This window comes from Prochlorococcus marinus CUG1433, assembly GCA_017644425.1.
GTDB classification, from domain to species: domain Bacteria; phylum Cyanobacteriota; class Cyanobacteriia; order PCC-6307; family Cyanobiaceae; genus Prochlorococcus_A; species Prochlorococcus_A marinus_U.
Window position 1 is genome coordinate 842,110 of sequence record JAEPLN010000001.1, and the last position, 14,042, is coordinate 856,151.

The 14,042-nt window shown below is 31.5% G+C and carries 15 protein-coding genes, 1 tRNA gene and 1 other RNA gene; 8 read left to right on the plus strand and 9 right to left on the minus strand.

Annotated features, from left to right (window positions below; translation table 11 throughout):
• The first annotated feature begins 5 nt into the window (after positions 1-5).
• Positions 6-281: a high light inducible protein gene (locus JJ842_04935; GenBank protein ID MBO6971256.1), complete on the plus strand. Its 276-nt coding sequence runs from the start codon at positions 6-8 to the stop codon at positions 279-281.
• Here the strand turns inward: JJ842_04935 and JJ842_04940 are convergent, their stop codons facing one another.
• Positions 282-1,211, minus strand: coding sequence for a Ycf66 family protein (locus JJ842_04940; protein MBO6971257.1), 930 nt, complete (start codon positions 1,209-1,211; stop codon positions 282-284).
• 78 nt (positions 1,212-1,289) lie between these two features.
• Complete coding sequence (locus tag JJ842_04945; protein MBO6971258.1) at positions 1,290-1,475, minus strand: photosystem II reaction center X protein; 186 nt, start codon at positions 1,473-1,475, stop codon at positions 1,290-1,292.
• A gap of 90 nt (positions 1,476-1,565) precedes the next feature.
• On the opposite strand from JJ842_04945, the gene JJ842_04950 reads away from it, so the two are divergent.
• Entirely contained in the window at positions 1,566-1,871 is a 306-nt protein-coding gene (locus JJ842_04950; GenBank protein MBO6971259.1) for a YggT family protein, read from the plus strand.
• An 18-nt stretch (positions 1,872-1,889) separates the two neighbouring features.
• Here the strand turns inward: JJ842_04950 and accC are convergent, their stop codons facing one another.
• Positions 1,890-3,239, minus strand: a complete 1,350-nt coding sequence (accC, locus tag JJ842_04955) for an acetyl-CoA carboxylase biotin carboxylase subunit (GenBank protein ID MBO6971260.1) — start codon at positions 3,237-3,239, stop codon at positions 1,890-1,892.
• Positions 3,240-3,500: 261 nt separating this feature from the next.
• Here accC and JJ842_04960 point away from each other — a divergent pair.
• A tRNA-Leu gene (locus JJ842_04960) sits at positions 3,501-3,582 on the plus strand.
• Positions 3,583-3,607: 25 nt separating this feature from the next.
• Complete coding sequence (locus tag JJ842_04965; protein ID MBO6971261.1) at positions 3,608-4,873, plus strand: glycosyl transferase; 1,266 nt, start codon at positions 3,608-3,610, stop codon at positions 4,871-4,873.
• A 3-nt stretch (positions 4,874-4,876) separates the two neighbouring features.
• On the opposite strand, the gene JJ842_04970 is transcribed toward JJ842_04965, so the two are convergent.
• The 4 genes from JJ842_04970 to JJ842_04985 all read right to left on the minus strand — a co-directional run bounded on the left by JJ842_04970 (position 4,877) and on the right by JJ842_04985 (position 10,228).
• Positions 4,877-5,932: a PRC-barrel domain-containing protein gene (locus JJ842_04970; GenBank protein ID MBO6971262.1), complete on the minus strand. Its 1,056-nt coding sequence runs from the start codon at positions 5,930-5,932 to the stop codon at positions 4,877-4,879.
• A 45-nt stretch (positions 5,933-5,977) separates the two neighbouring features.
• A complete protein-coding gene (gene smc / locus JJ842_04975) occupies positions 5,978-9,568 on the minus strand; it encodes a chromosome segregation protein SMC (protein ID MBO6971263.1) in 3,591 nt (1,196 codons plus the stop codon).
• Between the two features lie 76 nt (positions 9,569-9,644).
• On the minus strand, positions 9,645-10,007 hold the full coding sequence (locus JJ842_04980; protein ID MBO6971264.1) for a hypothetical protein: 363 nt from the start codon (positions 10,005-10,007) through the stop codon (positions 9,645-9,647).
• Between the two features lie 83 nt (positions 10,008-10,090).
• On the minus strand, positions 10,091-10,228 hold the full coding sequence (locus JJ842_04985) for a hypothetical protein (GenBank protein MBO6971265.1): 138 nt from the start codon (positions 10,226-10,228) through the stop codon (positions 10,091-10,093).
• 187 nt (positions 10,229-10,415) lie between these two features.
• Here JJ842_04985 and JJ842_04990 point away from each other — a divergent pair, with 187 nt between their 5' ends.
• Both JJ842_04990 and JJ842_04995 read left to right on the plus strand, forming a co-directional pair.
• Entirely contained in the window at positions 10,416-10,877 is a 462-nt protein-coding gene (locus JJ842_04990; GenBank protein ID MBO6971266.1) for a hypothetical protein, read from the plus strand.
• Position 10,878: 1 nt separating this feature from the next.
• Entirely contained in the window at positions 10,879-11,265 is a 387-nt protein-coding gene (locus JJ842_04995; GenBank protein MBO6971267.1) for a phage holin family protein, read from the plus strand.
• 1 nt (position 11,266) lies between these two features.
• Here the strand turns inward: JJ842_04995 and JJ842_05000 are convergent, their stop codons facing one another.
• Positions 11,267-12,391, minus strand: a complete 1,125-nt coding sequence (locus JJ842_05000) for a class I SAM-dependent RNA methyltransferase (GenBank protein MBO6971268.1) — start codon at positions 12,389-12,391, stop codon at positions 11,267-11,269.
• A 43-nt stretch (positions 12,392-12,434) separates the two neighbouring features.
• Here JJ842_05000 and ssrA point away from each other — a divergent pair.
• Positions 12,435-12,708: a transfer-messenger RNA gene (ssrA, locus tag JJ842_05005) on the plus strand.
• A 163-nt stretch (positions 12,709-12,871) separates the two neighbouring features.
• Entirely contained in the window at positions 12,872-13,009 is a 138-nt protein-coding gene (locus JJ842_05010) for a hypothetical protein (GenBank protein ID MBO6971269.1), read from the plus strand.
• Between the two features lie 9 nt (positions 13,010-13,018).
• Here JJ842_05010 and JJ842_05015 read toward each other — a convergent pair whose 3' ends face one another.
• Positions 13,019-13,981: an aldo/keto reductase gene (locus JJ842_05015; GenBank protein MBO6971270.1), complete on the minus strand. Its 963-nt coding sequence runs from the start codon at positions 13,979-13,981 to the stop codon at positions 13,019-13,021.
• Positions 13,982-14,042 lie beyond the last annotated feature (61 nt).

Genomic DNA, 14,042 nt, shown 5'->3' on the forward strand with positions numbered 1-14,042 from the left:
AAAAAATGAACTCGAAAGAAGAACAAACTAACTCAGAAGTCACTAGACCAGAGAATGAGAGTTTTGTAGAACAGCAGAAAGATCCAAATTATATCAATGAACAAATTGGAGATAATCAATTAGATGAAAAATCGATAGAAATTAAAGATGAATATAAATTTGGATGGAGTAGTTATTCTGAAAAAACTAATGGAAGATTTGCAATGATTGGCTTTCTTTCAATAATATTGATTGAACTATTTAGTAAACAATCGTTTTTAAAATGGGCAGGAATTTTATAATTAATCATCAAATCTAGAACTGTTATCTCTAGGTTTTTTCTTGTTTGTTCCAACGTTATATCTACTATTTTGATTTTTTGAACTTGATCTAGTTGAAGAGCTTACTCTACGAGTTTCACGTGGTTTTTTAGCTTGATAAGCATCTTTAAATGAAGCATCTTCTACTTGAGCTGTTGAAGTTTGCTGCCTAACAGGGGATCTATTAGGTTTCTTTCTTAATGGAGAAGAATCAGCAGAAGAAGAGATATTATCTTGTCTAGAAACTGTACGATTCATTCTGGGTCTTGACCCTGTTTTAACATCATCGCGAGATAAATTTCTTCTTTCACCAAAGTTATTTGTTTCTGGTTGTTTCCTATTTCTATCTTCAGAAGTCTGTCTTCTCCTTCTTATAGGCTCGTCATTTTCAAACTGACTTATTTCCCTTGTAGATGGCCTACTTCTACTTGCTGCAGTAGAGGGTATGGCTCTTGAAACATTCCTCCTACGAGATCTCCCCTCCGTAAAGTCTTCTTCAAATTCATCTTCTTGAGGTTTAAATCTCCTAGATAATCTTTCAGATTCTTCAAACCTATCATAATCGTCATTAAATCGACCTCTAGAATTTCTTGGAACATCAGAAATAGGATCATCATCAAAATAAGATGACCTTCTAGCTTGATCAGTAGCAACTCCCCTCAATCGCACACTTTCATATGCGAAAAAAACTGTAGTTCCTGCTAATAAAAACTGACCAAACTGAAGGATAGGATCTAACCTCCAGCCTTGAAAAAATAATATTCCGCCGCACAAAAGTCCAATTGCTGCGAAGAAAACATCATAATCCCGCGCCAAGGCAGGCTTAAAAGACCTCAAAAAATAAAGGCCTCCTCCACATACCGCGAGAACTATACCAACAATACTGGCCCAATTGAGACTAGCATTGACCACATTCTTTCTCCAAAAATTTATTTTTAAAGGGATTATTTATGTCCCCTATATATAGTGTACTTAAAACTTTGACAAAGACTAGCGTCTTCCAGTAGAAGTACGATCAAGGGAATCTTTCTGGCTGACAAAAATCAAAAATGCAGTGGCTGGAATAACGATAAGTAAGGCAGCAGCAATAAAACTACCTATCATTCCCACTGCGGAATTATTTGCAACTTCAGCAGAAAAATCTGCGGCCAATAATAAACTTGAGATTTGAAACACTTTTTAAATATTAAATTCTCAATTTATAATACGAATTAAATACGTTTTAATGGGTTATTTATTAAGATGAATTAAATATTTGTGATTTCCTTGCTTGTAAACTCTCTTCAAATTTTAGATATTAGTTTAGGAATTTCTCTTTCATATCTAACTATAGTTTTTCTAATAAGATTAATACTTACTTGGTACCCAAAAATTGATTTAAGTAAAGGTTTATGGTTATTAGTTTCAATACCATCCAGTTCTATTCTTAATTTAACAAGAAAACTAATTCCTCCTATTGGAGGCGTTGATGTTGGACCCGTAATTTGGATCGGATTTATAAGTTTTTTAAGAGAAATATTAGTTGGTCAGCAAGGGCTTATAAAACTTGCATTGCATACACATAGTTCATAGAGATTATTAAATTAATCTTTAGTAGTTTGGCAATAATTCTTCTTCTACATATTTAGTATGTATTTTACCTTCCTTAAATTTAGCCTTATTTAATAAGGTTAGATGAAAATTAATTGTCGTAGGAATACCAGTTACTGCGCATTCATTCAAGGCCCTATTCATACGTTTAATCGCAGTATTACGATCTTTTCCCCAGACTATTAGTTTACCTATTAATGAGTCATAGAAGGGAGGTATTTCATAACCCGTATAAACATGACTATCAACCCTAACGCCAGGGCCACCAGGAGGAAGCCACCCAGTTATTTTTCCAGGTGATGGTCGGAAATTATGAGAAGGATCTTCAGCATTAATTCTACATTCAATAGCATGACCGTTTAAATGGATATCATCCTGATTAAATTCCAAATTTGCTCCGCTTGCGATTCTAATTTGCTCAGCTATTAGATCAACGCCTGTAACCATTTCAGTAACAGGATGTTCAACTTGAATCCTAGTATTCATTTCCATGAAATAAAAATTATTATCATCATCAACTAAAAATTCAACTGTTCCAGCTCCCTCGTAACCGATACTTTTCGCGGCAGCAATAGCTGCATTTCCCATTTTTTTTCTTAGTGCAGTATTGATAGCAGGGCTTGGAGACTCTTCCAATAATTTCTGATGTCTTCTTTGAACTGAACAATCTCGCTCTCCTAAATGAACGACATTACCCGACTTATCTGCCAAAATTTGAATTTCTACATGTCTTGGCTTCTTTATGAATTTTTCCATATATAACCCATCATTACCAAAAGCTGCTTCTGCTTCACCCTGTGCTGCTTTAAACATTTTTTCAAGATTATCAGCATTTTCAACCAACCTCATACCTCTTCCACCTCCTCCAGCAGTTGCTTTGATAATTACCGGATAGCCAATATCATCTGCTAGTTGATAAGCTTCATCAACATTAGATAACAAGCCTTTACTACCAGGTACTGTTGGAACTCCTACTGCTTCCATAGTTTCTTTAGCCGTAGATTTATCTCCCATAGATCTAATAGCTTTTGGAGATGGACCAATGAAAACTATCCCGTGATCATTACACATCTCAGCAAATTTATCATTTTCAGCAAGAAATCCATAACCTGGATGAATAGCATCAACACCTCTTGATGTAGCAGCAGCTAGAATATTGGGAATATTTAAATAACTCTTATTACTTAACGAGTCTCCAACACAAACCGCTTCATCAGCAAGCTGAACGTGCAATGCTTTTTTATCTACGGTGCTAAAAACTGCAACTGTTGCAATACCTAGTTCTCTACAACTTCTAACAATTCGTAAAGCAATTTCTCCACGATTAGCAATTAAAACTTTTTCAACCATTATGAAAATAAAATTGAAGAAATGAAAATGACTTAAAATAAAAAATTCTTTGCCAAAGTACTTAACAAAATTTTTTTAGTGATCAAAGGACATTTTTTACAATACAACCTAGAACGTTATATATGTATAAATATTTGTTTTATGCAATAGAAAAACAACCTATTTTATTCAAAAATTATCTTGAGAGCTGCATAATTATTTCAGTCAATAATGTATTATGTCTTTAAGGTTTAGGTGCCCTCTGGTGCTTGAAAATCCTTTGCGGACGTGGCGGAATTGGTAGACGCGCACGTCTAAGGAGCGTGTGGCTTAGGCCTTGCGAGTTCAAGTCTCGCCGTCCGCATTTAATGTATTCCGGTTGAACTGCAATGAAAAAAAAATCAGTTGCAGTAGTTATAGTTTCTAATGGTCCTGGTGAATTAGCTACATGGGTAAATCCTGTTGTGGATGAGCTTAACAAAATAAATAAATCACTTTGTGATAACGATAAACTCGATTTCTCTCTAAGGTTAGTCCTTGTTCCTTGCCCAAATGCCACTGGTAAAGAATATTTAGTTGCAAATTCATGGAATAAATTCGAATTAATTACAAAATCCAAAAGTTTTTGGAAATTATTAATAAAGCCACATTCTTTTGCTGATTGGCCAAAAAAAGGGATAGTTATTTTCCTTGGTGGGGATCAATTTTGGAGCATTTTATTAGCTAAAAGATTTGGTTATTTAAATATCACATATGCTGAATGGGTTTCACGATGGCCTAAATGGACCAATGAAATTGCTGCTATGAATGTAAAAGTAAAAGAGTTAATACCTAAAAGATATAAATATAAATGTAAAGTAATTGGCGATTTGATGGCAGATATCAAACTTAATAGTGAAATATCACTAAGAAATAAAGAAAAACACTACATTGCATTATTGCCTGGTTCTAAGAAAGCAAAGCTTTCTATTGGAATTCCTTTCTTCTTAGAAGTTGCAGATCATATCGCTAAAGAAAATCAAAATATAAATTTTATAATCCCCATTGCACCAACTACTGATAAAAGGGAATATTTATTTTTTCAAAGCAACAAAAATCCAATTGCTAAATATTACTCATCAAAAATCAAAACAATTAAAAACTTCAAAGACTCTAGTTTTGATTATGTAATTGAAACATCAAAAAAAACAAAGATTTATCTCATCAAGAAACATCCTTGCTATGAAATATTAAAAGAATGTGATCTTGCAATTACAACTGTAGGAGCAAATACTGCAGAATTAGCCGCCATTAGTCTTCCAATGTTAGTTGTTCTGCCAACTCAACACTTAAATATGATGAACGCTTGGGATGGTATTTTTGGAGTAATTGGAAAAATTTCATTCGTAAATAGATTCCTAACTTTTATAATTAAAAATTTCTATTTTAAAAAAAAGAAGTTTTTTGCTTGGCCAAATATTAAAGCTAAAAGAATGATTGTCCCTGAAAGGATCGGTAATATTTCGACAATAAAAATTGCAAGAGAAGTATTATTTCTTATTAAAAATAGAGATCAATTAAAAAGTATTAAGGATAATCTAAACAAAGAAAGAGGCGATAAAGGTGCAGCAAAAAAACTTGCTTCCATAATTGTTAATTCAATAAAAAAACTTTAACAATTACCAGGGATCATCAATTTCAAACTTTTCTGATTTTTTATTATCTTGAACTAAATTTTGTTCGTTTAGTGGTTCAATATCTAAAGTTTCAGTTGCATTTTGAATTGGTCTTTTCGAAGCTAAATTAGTAGTTGATTGTTTTTTTTGCTTTAAATCAATATTGTTTTTTTCATCTATTTGATTAACAGTATTTTGATTCTGAATCTGATCAGAATCATCATTATCCATGTATAGCTTTTTTCTATTATTTATTGCTTCTTCAGAACCATTTATTTCAACATATTCAAGTTCATCTTCATAATCATCTTCATAATCATCTTCATAATCATCTTGTTCAACAACTTCTTCATATTCCTGGACCAAATTGTTTTGCTGTTCTGATTCAGAACCTGAAAGTAACTGATTCTCAACAGGTACAAGATTTGATGAGTATCCATTAACTTCCCTTTCATCCCATGAAGAACCCCCGACTCCAAGTTTCTCAAGAAGTCCACTACTTAGTTGCTTCAATTTCTCTTCCGCACCTTCATAGACAATAATCCTATCGGTACCACTACTTACAATTTCCTCAACAGGTATTTCCCAAGTACTTAAAACTCCCTCGCCTAAAAGCGGAACACCAACAGCACCCATAACAAGAGATATCAAATCCCCAGTCTCAATATCAAAAGAAAAGCCAAGAACTCTTCCCAGAAGTTGTCCAGATTCTGTAATCACTTGACAATTAATTACCTTCCCATACCTTTCTGGAGAAAAACTTTCACTCAAAGAATCTAGGGAGTCAACTAATATAACATCTCCAACTTGCTTTATACTTTCTAAAGGCATCCATTTTGGCAAACCTGGTAAAAATCTTGTAAGTGGATTATCTCTTAGTCCCAAAGCCACAACCTCTCTTCTATCAATATCAACAACGACTTCGCCAACTACGCCTAGCCTCCTTCCAGTATCAGTAGTTATCACTTGTGTTCCCATTAATTCTGACCTTAACCATAAACGTTCACTAGGAATCGAGTTAGGGAGATTCTTATTAGCAGATGTGTTAGACAAGCTCATAAATTTCTTTTTATCATTCTGACGTATAAATTCAAAAAAGGGTGTTTATGCAGCATTTGGTAACCCAATAACTTGAGTATTAGCACCTCTTGCTTGCGCAACCCCAATTGTACGTTCAGATGCACTAATCATAGGCCTTCTATGACTTACGACTATAAATTGAGCATTTGATGACTGATTTGATATTAGTTTTGACAACCTTTCAACATTAATACCATCTAAAAAACTATCAACCTCGTCTAAGGCATAAAAAGGTGAAGGCTTATACTTTTGCAAAGCAAATAAAAAACTTAAAGCAGTTAAAGATTTTTCACCACCTGACATAGACGCTAATCTTCTGACATTTTTCCCCTTGGGATGAGCCACTAAAGTTAATCCTCCTTCTAAAGGAGAATTAGGATTTTCAAGTTGAAGAAATCCATCTCCATCAGATAAATTTGCAAAAATTTCTCTAAAATGTCTATCAACTTCTGTAAATGCTTGCATAAAAGCTTCTTGACGCATGGTAGATACAGTTTCTATTCTCAGCAATAATTCAGATCTTTCATTAGATAGAATTTCTAATTTTTCTCGCAAACCATTTAATCTCTCAATTAATTCTTCTAGTTCATCAAGAGCCAACATATTGACAGGTTCTAAGCTTTCTAGTTTTTCATTTATAATCGAAATTTCTGATTGCAAAGATTCAAGACTCTTCCCTTCATATTCTCCAAACTCCGGGGAAGGATTAGGTAGATCTTTTTTATAATTTTCTAATTTTATTTTCTCGCTCCTCATCTCTTCTTTAAGGGAATGCATATCCCTTTCAAGATATTCAAGCTTTAACAGATAGTTATTATATTCTTGCCTTTTATTTGAAATTGAAGAGTTTAATTCATCTCTTTTCCTTCGCAATAAACCTAAATTCTTCTCGAGAGAATTTTTTTGATTATCGAGATCTGAAAGCTCTTTTTTAAATTGATCTCTTTTTTCTATCCATTCACTATGAGCAATTGAGAGTTGTTTAATAGATTCCTGCAAGTTTTTTTCTTGTAGTAAAGTAATCTTTAATGAATTATTGATACGCTCTTTATTTAAAGCAAATTGATTCTTTTTATCTAGTAATGTATTTCTCTCTTTAATAAGTAATTCAAGTTTTTTATCAAGATTATTAAAATCGTCATTAAAAGCTATTAATGATGATTTTTGATTTTTTTCATAATTTGCCTTTTGAATGGTTTGTAGTTGATCAAACTTATCGTGATAAGGCTTCAATTGATTTTTTAAATGACCTAACTCGTTAACTAATAAATTATTAATAGTATCAAGTTTATTTAATCTTGATTTACAATCCTCAATTCTTTGCGAGACAGCCTTGAGAGAATCTTGATTTACTTCAATTTCTTTATTAAATGAGGCACAATCCTCAATTATTTGACTGCGTTTAGAATTTAATATACCAAGTCTATTATTTTTTAGTATCAAATCATTATTTGACTCTTTTAAAGCTTCTTCAATAACTAATAATCTTTCTTTTATAGGACTGGAATCATCAATATCATTATTAATTCCAAACCTATAAGCCAAATCTTTATTTAACTTACTGCCTCCTGTAATAGCACCACTTGCCTCTAATAATTCACCACTTAAGGTAACCAACCTATTTTTTTGTGTAGATAACCTAGCTGAGGATAAGTCTGAAAAAACCAAAGTATCTCCAAAAACATATCGAAAAACATCTGAATAAACTTCATCAAAAGTGATTAGATTTATAGCTTTATCAATAAATCCAGTCTCCCTGTTATTTTCAAATCTTGAAATTGCATAATTCTTTTTTTGACTTTTAATTCTATTTAAAGGTAAAAAAGTTAATCTTCCCGCTTTCTTCTTTTTAAGAATTTCAATTGCTTTTGCAGCAATATGATCATTATCAACAACAATTTGTCCTAACCTATTTCCAGCAGCAATTTCTAATGCATATCTATTTTTCTCACTGACCTCTCCAAGTTGAGCTACATAACCATGTATACCCTCTAACCCTGCCTCTAAGAGAATTCTGAGAGCATATGAACCTCTAGATTCGTTTAAAGCTTCCTTCCTGCTTTCGAATCTAGATAAATCCTTTTCAAGCCTTAATTGCTCGTTATTTAGCCTTGATTTAGTTTTAATTAATAAATCGATTTCATTTTTTAAAGAATTAATTTCTGCGCTATTACTTGCCAAGTTTTTATTCTTTGTATCGGATGTCTCCTTTTTTCTTTGATTTAACTGAAAAAGTTTCTGCTTTTCTAAGTCTAAGGATTCAATCTGTGACAATATCTCATCTTTTTGAATATTATTTTGAATAGTTTCTTCTTCAATTTTCCTTTTTTTTATTTCCAAAGGATTAATATGATTTTTTATACTTTCAAGCTCAGTATTTAATTTGATACTTTGTTTTGAGAATTCTCCAGATTCTCCAGCCGCATCAGAAAGTTTTTTTCTGGATAGTTTGTGTTTTAAAGTGAGATCATCAATTTGCAAGTTCAATTGATTTAAAAAATTATCATCGAAATTTTCTTGTCTCATCTTTTCTGACTCGATATTCCTCTTAGAAATTGCAATTTCATCTCTCTGTTTTTGTAATTTAATACCTTCTTCTTTGTTCAGACTTGATATCCTATCAAGTTCTCTCAAGCTAGAGTTAATACTTCCAATATCAGAATTAACTTTTATCAATTTATCCTCTCCTTTCTCCTTAAGCTCATCAACAAGTATTTTCAAAGCATCTTCTAAAACTGATATTTCTTTACTAATAGATTCTTTTTGTTTATTAAATAAGATTTTATTTTTTTCAATTTCACTTTCTTTTTTTTCTATAGATTCAACATGCTTAACTTGTTCTTCAAAAATAAGAACTTTCTCTAATTCTATTATTTGCAATAGTTTTGCCTTTAACTCTTTATATCGCTTTGCTTTTTCACATTCTTTTTCAAGCTTATTTTTACTAGATTGTAATTCATTTTCTAAAATTTCACATCTTTCTTGTCTTTCAAAAACGTCATTTAATTTCGCATTAGTTTGTTCTATTCTTGTATCAAAAAGTGCGACTCCTGCTAATTCATCAATAAGATTTCTCCTCTCCTTATTATTCATTGATACTATTCTTGTTACATCACCCTGCATAACAACATTGCTGCCCTCAGGATCAACACTAATATCTCTTAATATTCTCTGTATTTGTTGCAAGGTACATTGTTTTCCATCAGAAGTATAAGTAGAAGCATAAGAACCACCTGGCATAAGCCTTAATTTTCTAGAAACTACCCATTCTTTTTGACCTTTATTAAGGGCAATTTCTTCTTCTTCTAGTTCCAAAGGCGGAAGGTCCTCTCTGGGAGACCAATCTTGAATATTAAATTTTACTGATACAGATGTTTCTGATGACTTACCCTCTTTAACTTTGGAGTTATTTATTAGATCTGGTAATCTTTCAGCCCTCATCCCTCTACTATTAGCTAGACCTAAACAGAATAAAATTCCATCTAAAATATTACTTTTCCCAGAACCGTTCGGGCCTGTAACCACTGTGAAACCCTCTTCAAGAGGAATTTTTACATTTCCCCCAAAAGATTTAAAATTTTCAAACTCGACCTGATTGATATGTACCAATCTCAAGTCTCAATAGCTAAATAAGAATAACTAATTTGCAAAAATTCTCAATAGAAATATTACGTTTATTTATAAATGAATATTAATAATTTTTGCTCAATCTACAAGAATTAGCCGAAATTTCAAACAAGCCAGAAAGAAGTTCACCATCCAAAATGAATCGATAATTTTCAGAGTACAAGTCTGTAGAAACGTTTTTAAATATTCCATGATCAATTCTTTTTACAAAACCTCTATTATCAGAAAGTTCATGTTCTATCCTGGATAACCATATAAGCCTATGATTTGGCTGCTTAGAAATTTCTATAGAATCTTGATTTAATAGAGGTAGTTTTAAAAATTTCCAAGTTAAACAATCTATTCCATTTTCAACAAGAAAATCATAATGAATATCTTTAGAATTAGCATTATAAACTTCATGTTCCAGCAAAACCCATTTATCCATTATTTAGTTGATAAATAAATTAAATCTTTTTGCAAAACAAAGTTTAGATAAAGATATTTTTTCTTAAAGATGGTCCCTTTTATTTAATTACCTGCATCAGGAACAAATCTTAAAGCGATGAATAGCAAACTTCCAGCTCCAGCAATAGCTGCAGCTACTAATCCAAAATCTGTAGGGATTGTGCGAGATGCAAAAATTAAAGATGCAAATGTAATATCCATGATGAAATTTAAACTCATTTAATAATTCCAGTAATAGCTTAACAAAAGCTTCTTGCAGAACAGAGTAGATAAATAAAATGTAAATAAACTTTTATATGTTTTTATTCTATATAAATCCCACAATTATTTAGATAAGGGTTCCAAATTAAGAAAATGGGTCTAATCTTAAAATAAATAAGTTTGAAAAATGGAGACTTACCATCCTCCCAAAGAAGTAGAAGATAAAGAAGATAACTCTAATCTTCCTGAAAGAGAGGTTCTCTCTGAAAAATGGTTACTCGAAAAAATTGACAGTTTAATACCTTTAATAAAAGAAAAATGGCCTAACATTGCACAACAAACCCTTGAAGCCACAAAAGGGAGTATTGACGATTTAGTTGAAGTAATAGCAAGCCATAGTGGAACCTCAGCAATTAGAATAAAAAGTCAACTATTTGAAATAATTGATTCAATAAGAGAAAACAATTGGGAAATATCAGAAAAAATTGAGCCTATAGAAAGTCAATTAGAAGAATTATTAGAAGAACTTAACGATACACTTAGACCAAAAATAGAAAGTCCTATAAGAAAAAAACCATTATTATCTATTGCTATTGCGGCTGGTATTGGTTTACTAATAGGAACGCTCCTAAACAGTGGTAGAAAATAATATGGAAAAACCAAAAAATAAAAACTTTGCAAATACCGCCTCTAGAATTTCAGCGATTGCAAGTTCAGTTATGGATTTGCATGTAAGAATAGCTCTTCAAGAAGTAGATAGAGAAAAAAGAAGATTAATTAGTGGTGGAATATTTTTGGCAATTGGCAGCACATTATTATTATTAGTACTAATTTGCATCCATATTATTTTCTACCTTTTTCTAACAAAATATAATAACTGGAATATTGAATATAATTTATTACTCATAATATTTATCGATTTAGTTCTTGCAGGCTTAAGTTTAAAACTTGGAGGAAAATTAGCCAAAGGACCATATCTTCCTCAAACATTAGAGGGTTTAGGCAAGACAACAAAAGCCGTTTTAGGCAAAAAATAAATTACCTTATTAAATACTTTATCCATCTACAATCTATTCCCCCATTACTAACAGGAATTTTCAATGAAGATTTCATTTTCAAATATTTTGTTAGTTTTGGATTTCCACTTAGCAGCCAAAATTCCCAACCTGAAAAATTATTCTTTAGGAAGATTCCCATTTGTTCATATAAATAAATCAATTCATTTTCATCGCCTAATTTTTTGCCGTATGGAGGATTACATATGATTATCCCAGGTATGCAACTTAATTGGAGTGCTAAAAAATCATTATTTATAAGCTCAATATAATTTTCTAGTCCAGCTAATGATATGTTTACATTCGCCTGCTCAAAAACCTTTTTATCAATTTCACATCCTATTATTGTTGGCAATTTTTCATAATTTATAATTTTATTTTTTGCCTTATTTTTTTCATTAAGATAAATATCTTTCCTAAAGTCCAACCAATTCTCAAAAAGATATACTTGATCAATATTTATGGGAACTCCAAGGTATTGGTTGACTGCCTCAATTAAAAAAGTTCCCGAGCCGCACATAAAATCTATTAATGGAACTTTGCCATTCCATTGAGTCATATTTATCAATCCAGAAGCTAAATTTTCTTTTAATGGAGCATTTCCAATTGCTGGTCTATAGCCTCTTTTGTGTAAGCTTTCTACGCTGCTTTGAAGACTGAGAATTGCTTTATTATTGTTTAAATGCAGATGAATTATAAAATCAGGATTATCTAAAGAAATATTTGATCTTTTATTCCAAACTGCCTGTTGCAAATCAGTTATAGAATTTTTTACTTCAAGAGCTGTGAAATGAGTATGACTTAAAGAAGATGTTCTCCCAGTTACTTGAACATTAAACGTTTTATCAAAGTGTACCCAATTTAACCAATCAAATGAATCTCTAACTCCCGCATATAAAGATTGCTTGTCATAGCAATTAAAACTTGCAATTTCTCTATAAAAACGAAAAGCTAATCTGGAATAGAAATGAACTCTATAAAAAGTTTCAAAATCACATTCAAATTTAATAAATCTTTTATAAGTATTAATATTAAAGCCGCCTAAATTTGAAATTTCTTCTGCTAAATATTTCTCTAGTCCCTCCGGAGATGATGCCACTACATTCATATAAGATAAAACTTAGTAAAAAACTATTCAATAACCATTTTGCCTGTCAGAATATAAATGTCCAATTGGACTAGGTGATCTCAACCGATGTTTCGGACAGCGGTTCGATTCCGCTCAACTCCACTATTTGGGGTTGTAATGGTTTCGACGGGGCATAAGGAAGGTGACTGAAGCCGGCTCGGTTAGAGCAAAAACACAAATGCTAACAAAATCGTTAGTTTCTCCCGTCAAACAGCACCAGTTGCTGCTTGATCCTAAAGGAGATGGGGTTATATCAGCCTTATCAACCAAATGATACGAGGAGTCTGGAAGGACTCCACTTTTTTAAATAACTTAAAAGTTGTAATAGATAATTTATTAGTGTGTAAATATTGCTGCAAATGCTTGTATTAAAAGGAATTTTTTTAATTTAATAAGTATAAATACTGAGAAGATAAGTTTTAAATTAATTTATCTTATTAAAAAATCGAATCTTGCAAAATGGAATCTAATAAAAAACTTAATGACTTGATAATAAATCTCAAACCAAAAGTTATTAGATTCACTGGCGAAAAATTTCCCACTGAACTATGGAATAGTGGTTATCAAATAAAAAAAAATAAGAAGATACCTACCTAAAAAATTTAATTAAATACTCGAAAAAGGATTGTTTGGCATTTTTTTAAGACAATTTTTTGAAGCTTCCTGAAGAATTGTAAATTCATTTTTATTTAAATTCCACTTGAATACGTTCGCTAAATCTATAACTTGAGATTTTTTTCGCATTCCAACGAGTGGAATAGTTCCTTGATAACAACACCAATTAATTGCTACTTGAGCTTGGGAAACTGATCTTTGATTCGCAATCCTTTTTAGACACTTCCGCAATGCATATGTTGGTTTTTTATAGTTTTCAAATAATGCATTACGAATAAAACTTTTTTCTTTTTTTTCTTCTTTATCCGGATCAATACAAAGTATTCCAAAAGACAAAGGACTATAAGCAAAGAAATCAATATTATTTTCTTCGCATATTTTTTTTACCTGATATTGTTTTTCTAAATTGGGAGCAAGCAAAGAAAACTGTATCTGAACGCTTTTTAGCCTCTGATCTCTTTTTGCCAAGAATTTAATTAATTGTTTTAACCTTTGAGGACCTATGTTTGATAAGCCGATTTGAAAATCAAAGCCTTGATCTTTTAAATCGCAAAGATTATTCAAAAGACCTAATTCCTGCCAAGGATTATATTTTGCAGTTGACCAATGTAATTGCACTATATCTAATTTGTTATTAAGTCTTTCTAAACTTTTTAAAAAAGGTTTATTAAATCCTCTTTCACCGATCCTCCAGGGATAAGGTGCAAGTTTGGTTGCTACTTGAATTCTTTTTTTCTTTGCTGAAGGAATATTTAGTAAAAATTTGCCTATCAATAATTCACTTCTACCATGAAGATTCCCAGTACCATAAGAATCTGCAGTATCAATTAGATCAAAACCTCTTCGTAATGCTTCATTAAAAGTCTCACGTAAATCATCGTCATTAGTAGATTGGTAATCCCAAAACAGCTTATTTCCCCAAGACCAAGTACCTATTCCAATTCTTTTCTTCACTAGCCTACTTAAATAAGGAACTTTATAAGGTTATCGAAAAATACTAACCTCTTTAAAATAT

Excerpts from the sequence above, each read along its gene's own strand:
- JJ842_04935 (MBO6971256.1), top strand. The coding sequence starts at position 6 with ATGAACTCGAAAGAAGAACAAACTAACTCAGAAGTCACTAGACCAGAG.
- accC (MBO6971260.1), bottom strand. The coding sequence starts at position 3,239 with ATGGTTGAAAAAGTTTTAATTGCTAATCGTGGAGAAATTGCTTTACGA.
- JJ842_04965 (MBO6971261.1), top strand. The coding sequence starts at position 3,608 with ATGAAAAAAAAATCAGTTGCAGTAGTTATAGTTTCTAATGGTCCTGGT.
- JJ842_04970 (MBO6971262.1), bottom strand. The coding sequence starts at position 5,932 with ATGAGCTTGTCTAACACATCTGCTAATAAGAATCTCCCTAACTCGATT.
- JJ842_04980 (MBO6971264.1), bottom strand. The coding sequence starts at position 10,007 with ATGGATAAATGGGTTTTGCTGGAACATGAAGTTTATAATGCTAATTCT.
- JJ842_04985 (MBO6971265.1), bottom strand. The coding sequence starts at position 10,228 with ATGGATATTACATTTGCATCTTTAATTTTTGCATCTCGCACAATCCCT.
- JJ842_04990 (MBO6971266.1), top strand. The coding sequence starts at position 10,416 with ATGGAGACTTACCATCCTCCCAAAGAAGTAGAAGATAAAGAAGATAAC.
- JJ842_04995 (MBO6971267.1), top strand. The coding sequence starts at position 10,879 with ATGGAAAAACCAAAAAATAAAAACTTTGCAAATACCGCCTCTAGAATT.
- JJ842_05000 (MBO6971268.1), bottom strand. The coding sequence starts at position 12,391 with ATGAATGTAGTGGCATCATCTCCGGAGGGACTAGAGAAATATTTAGCA.
- JJ842_05010 (MBO6971269.1), top strand. The coding sequence starts at position 12,872 with ATGGAATCTAATAAAAAACTTAATGACTTGATAATAAATCTCAAACCA.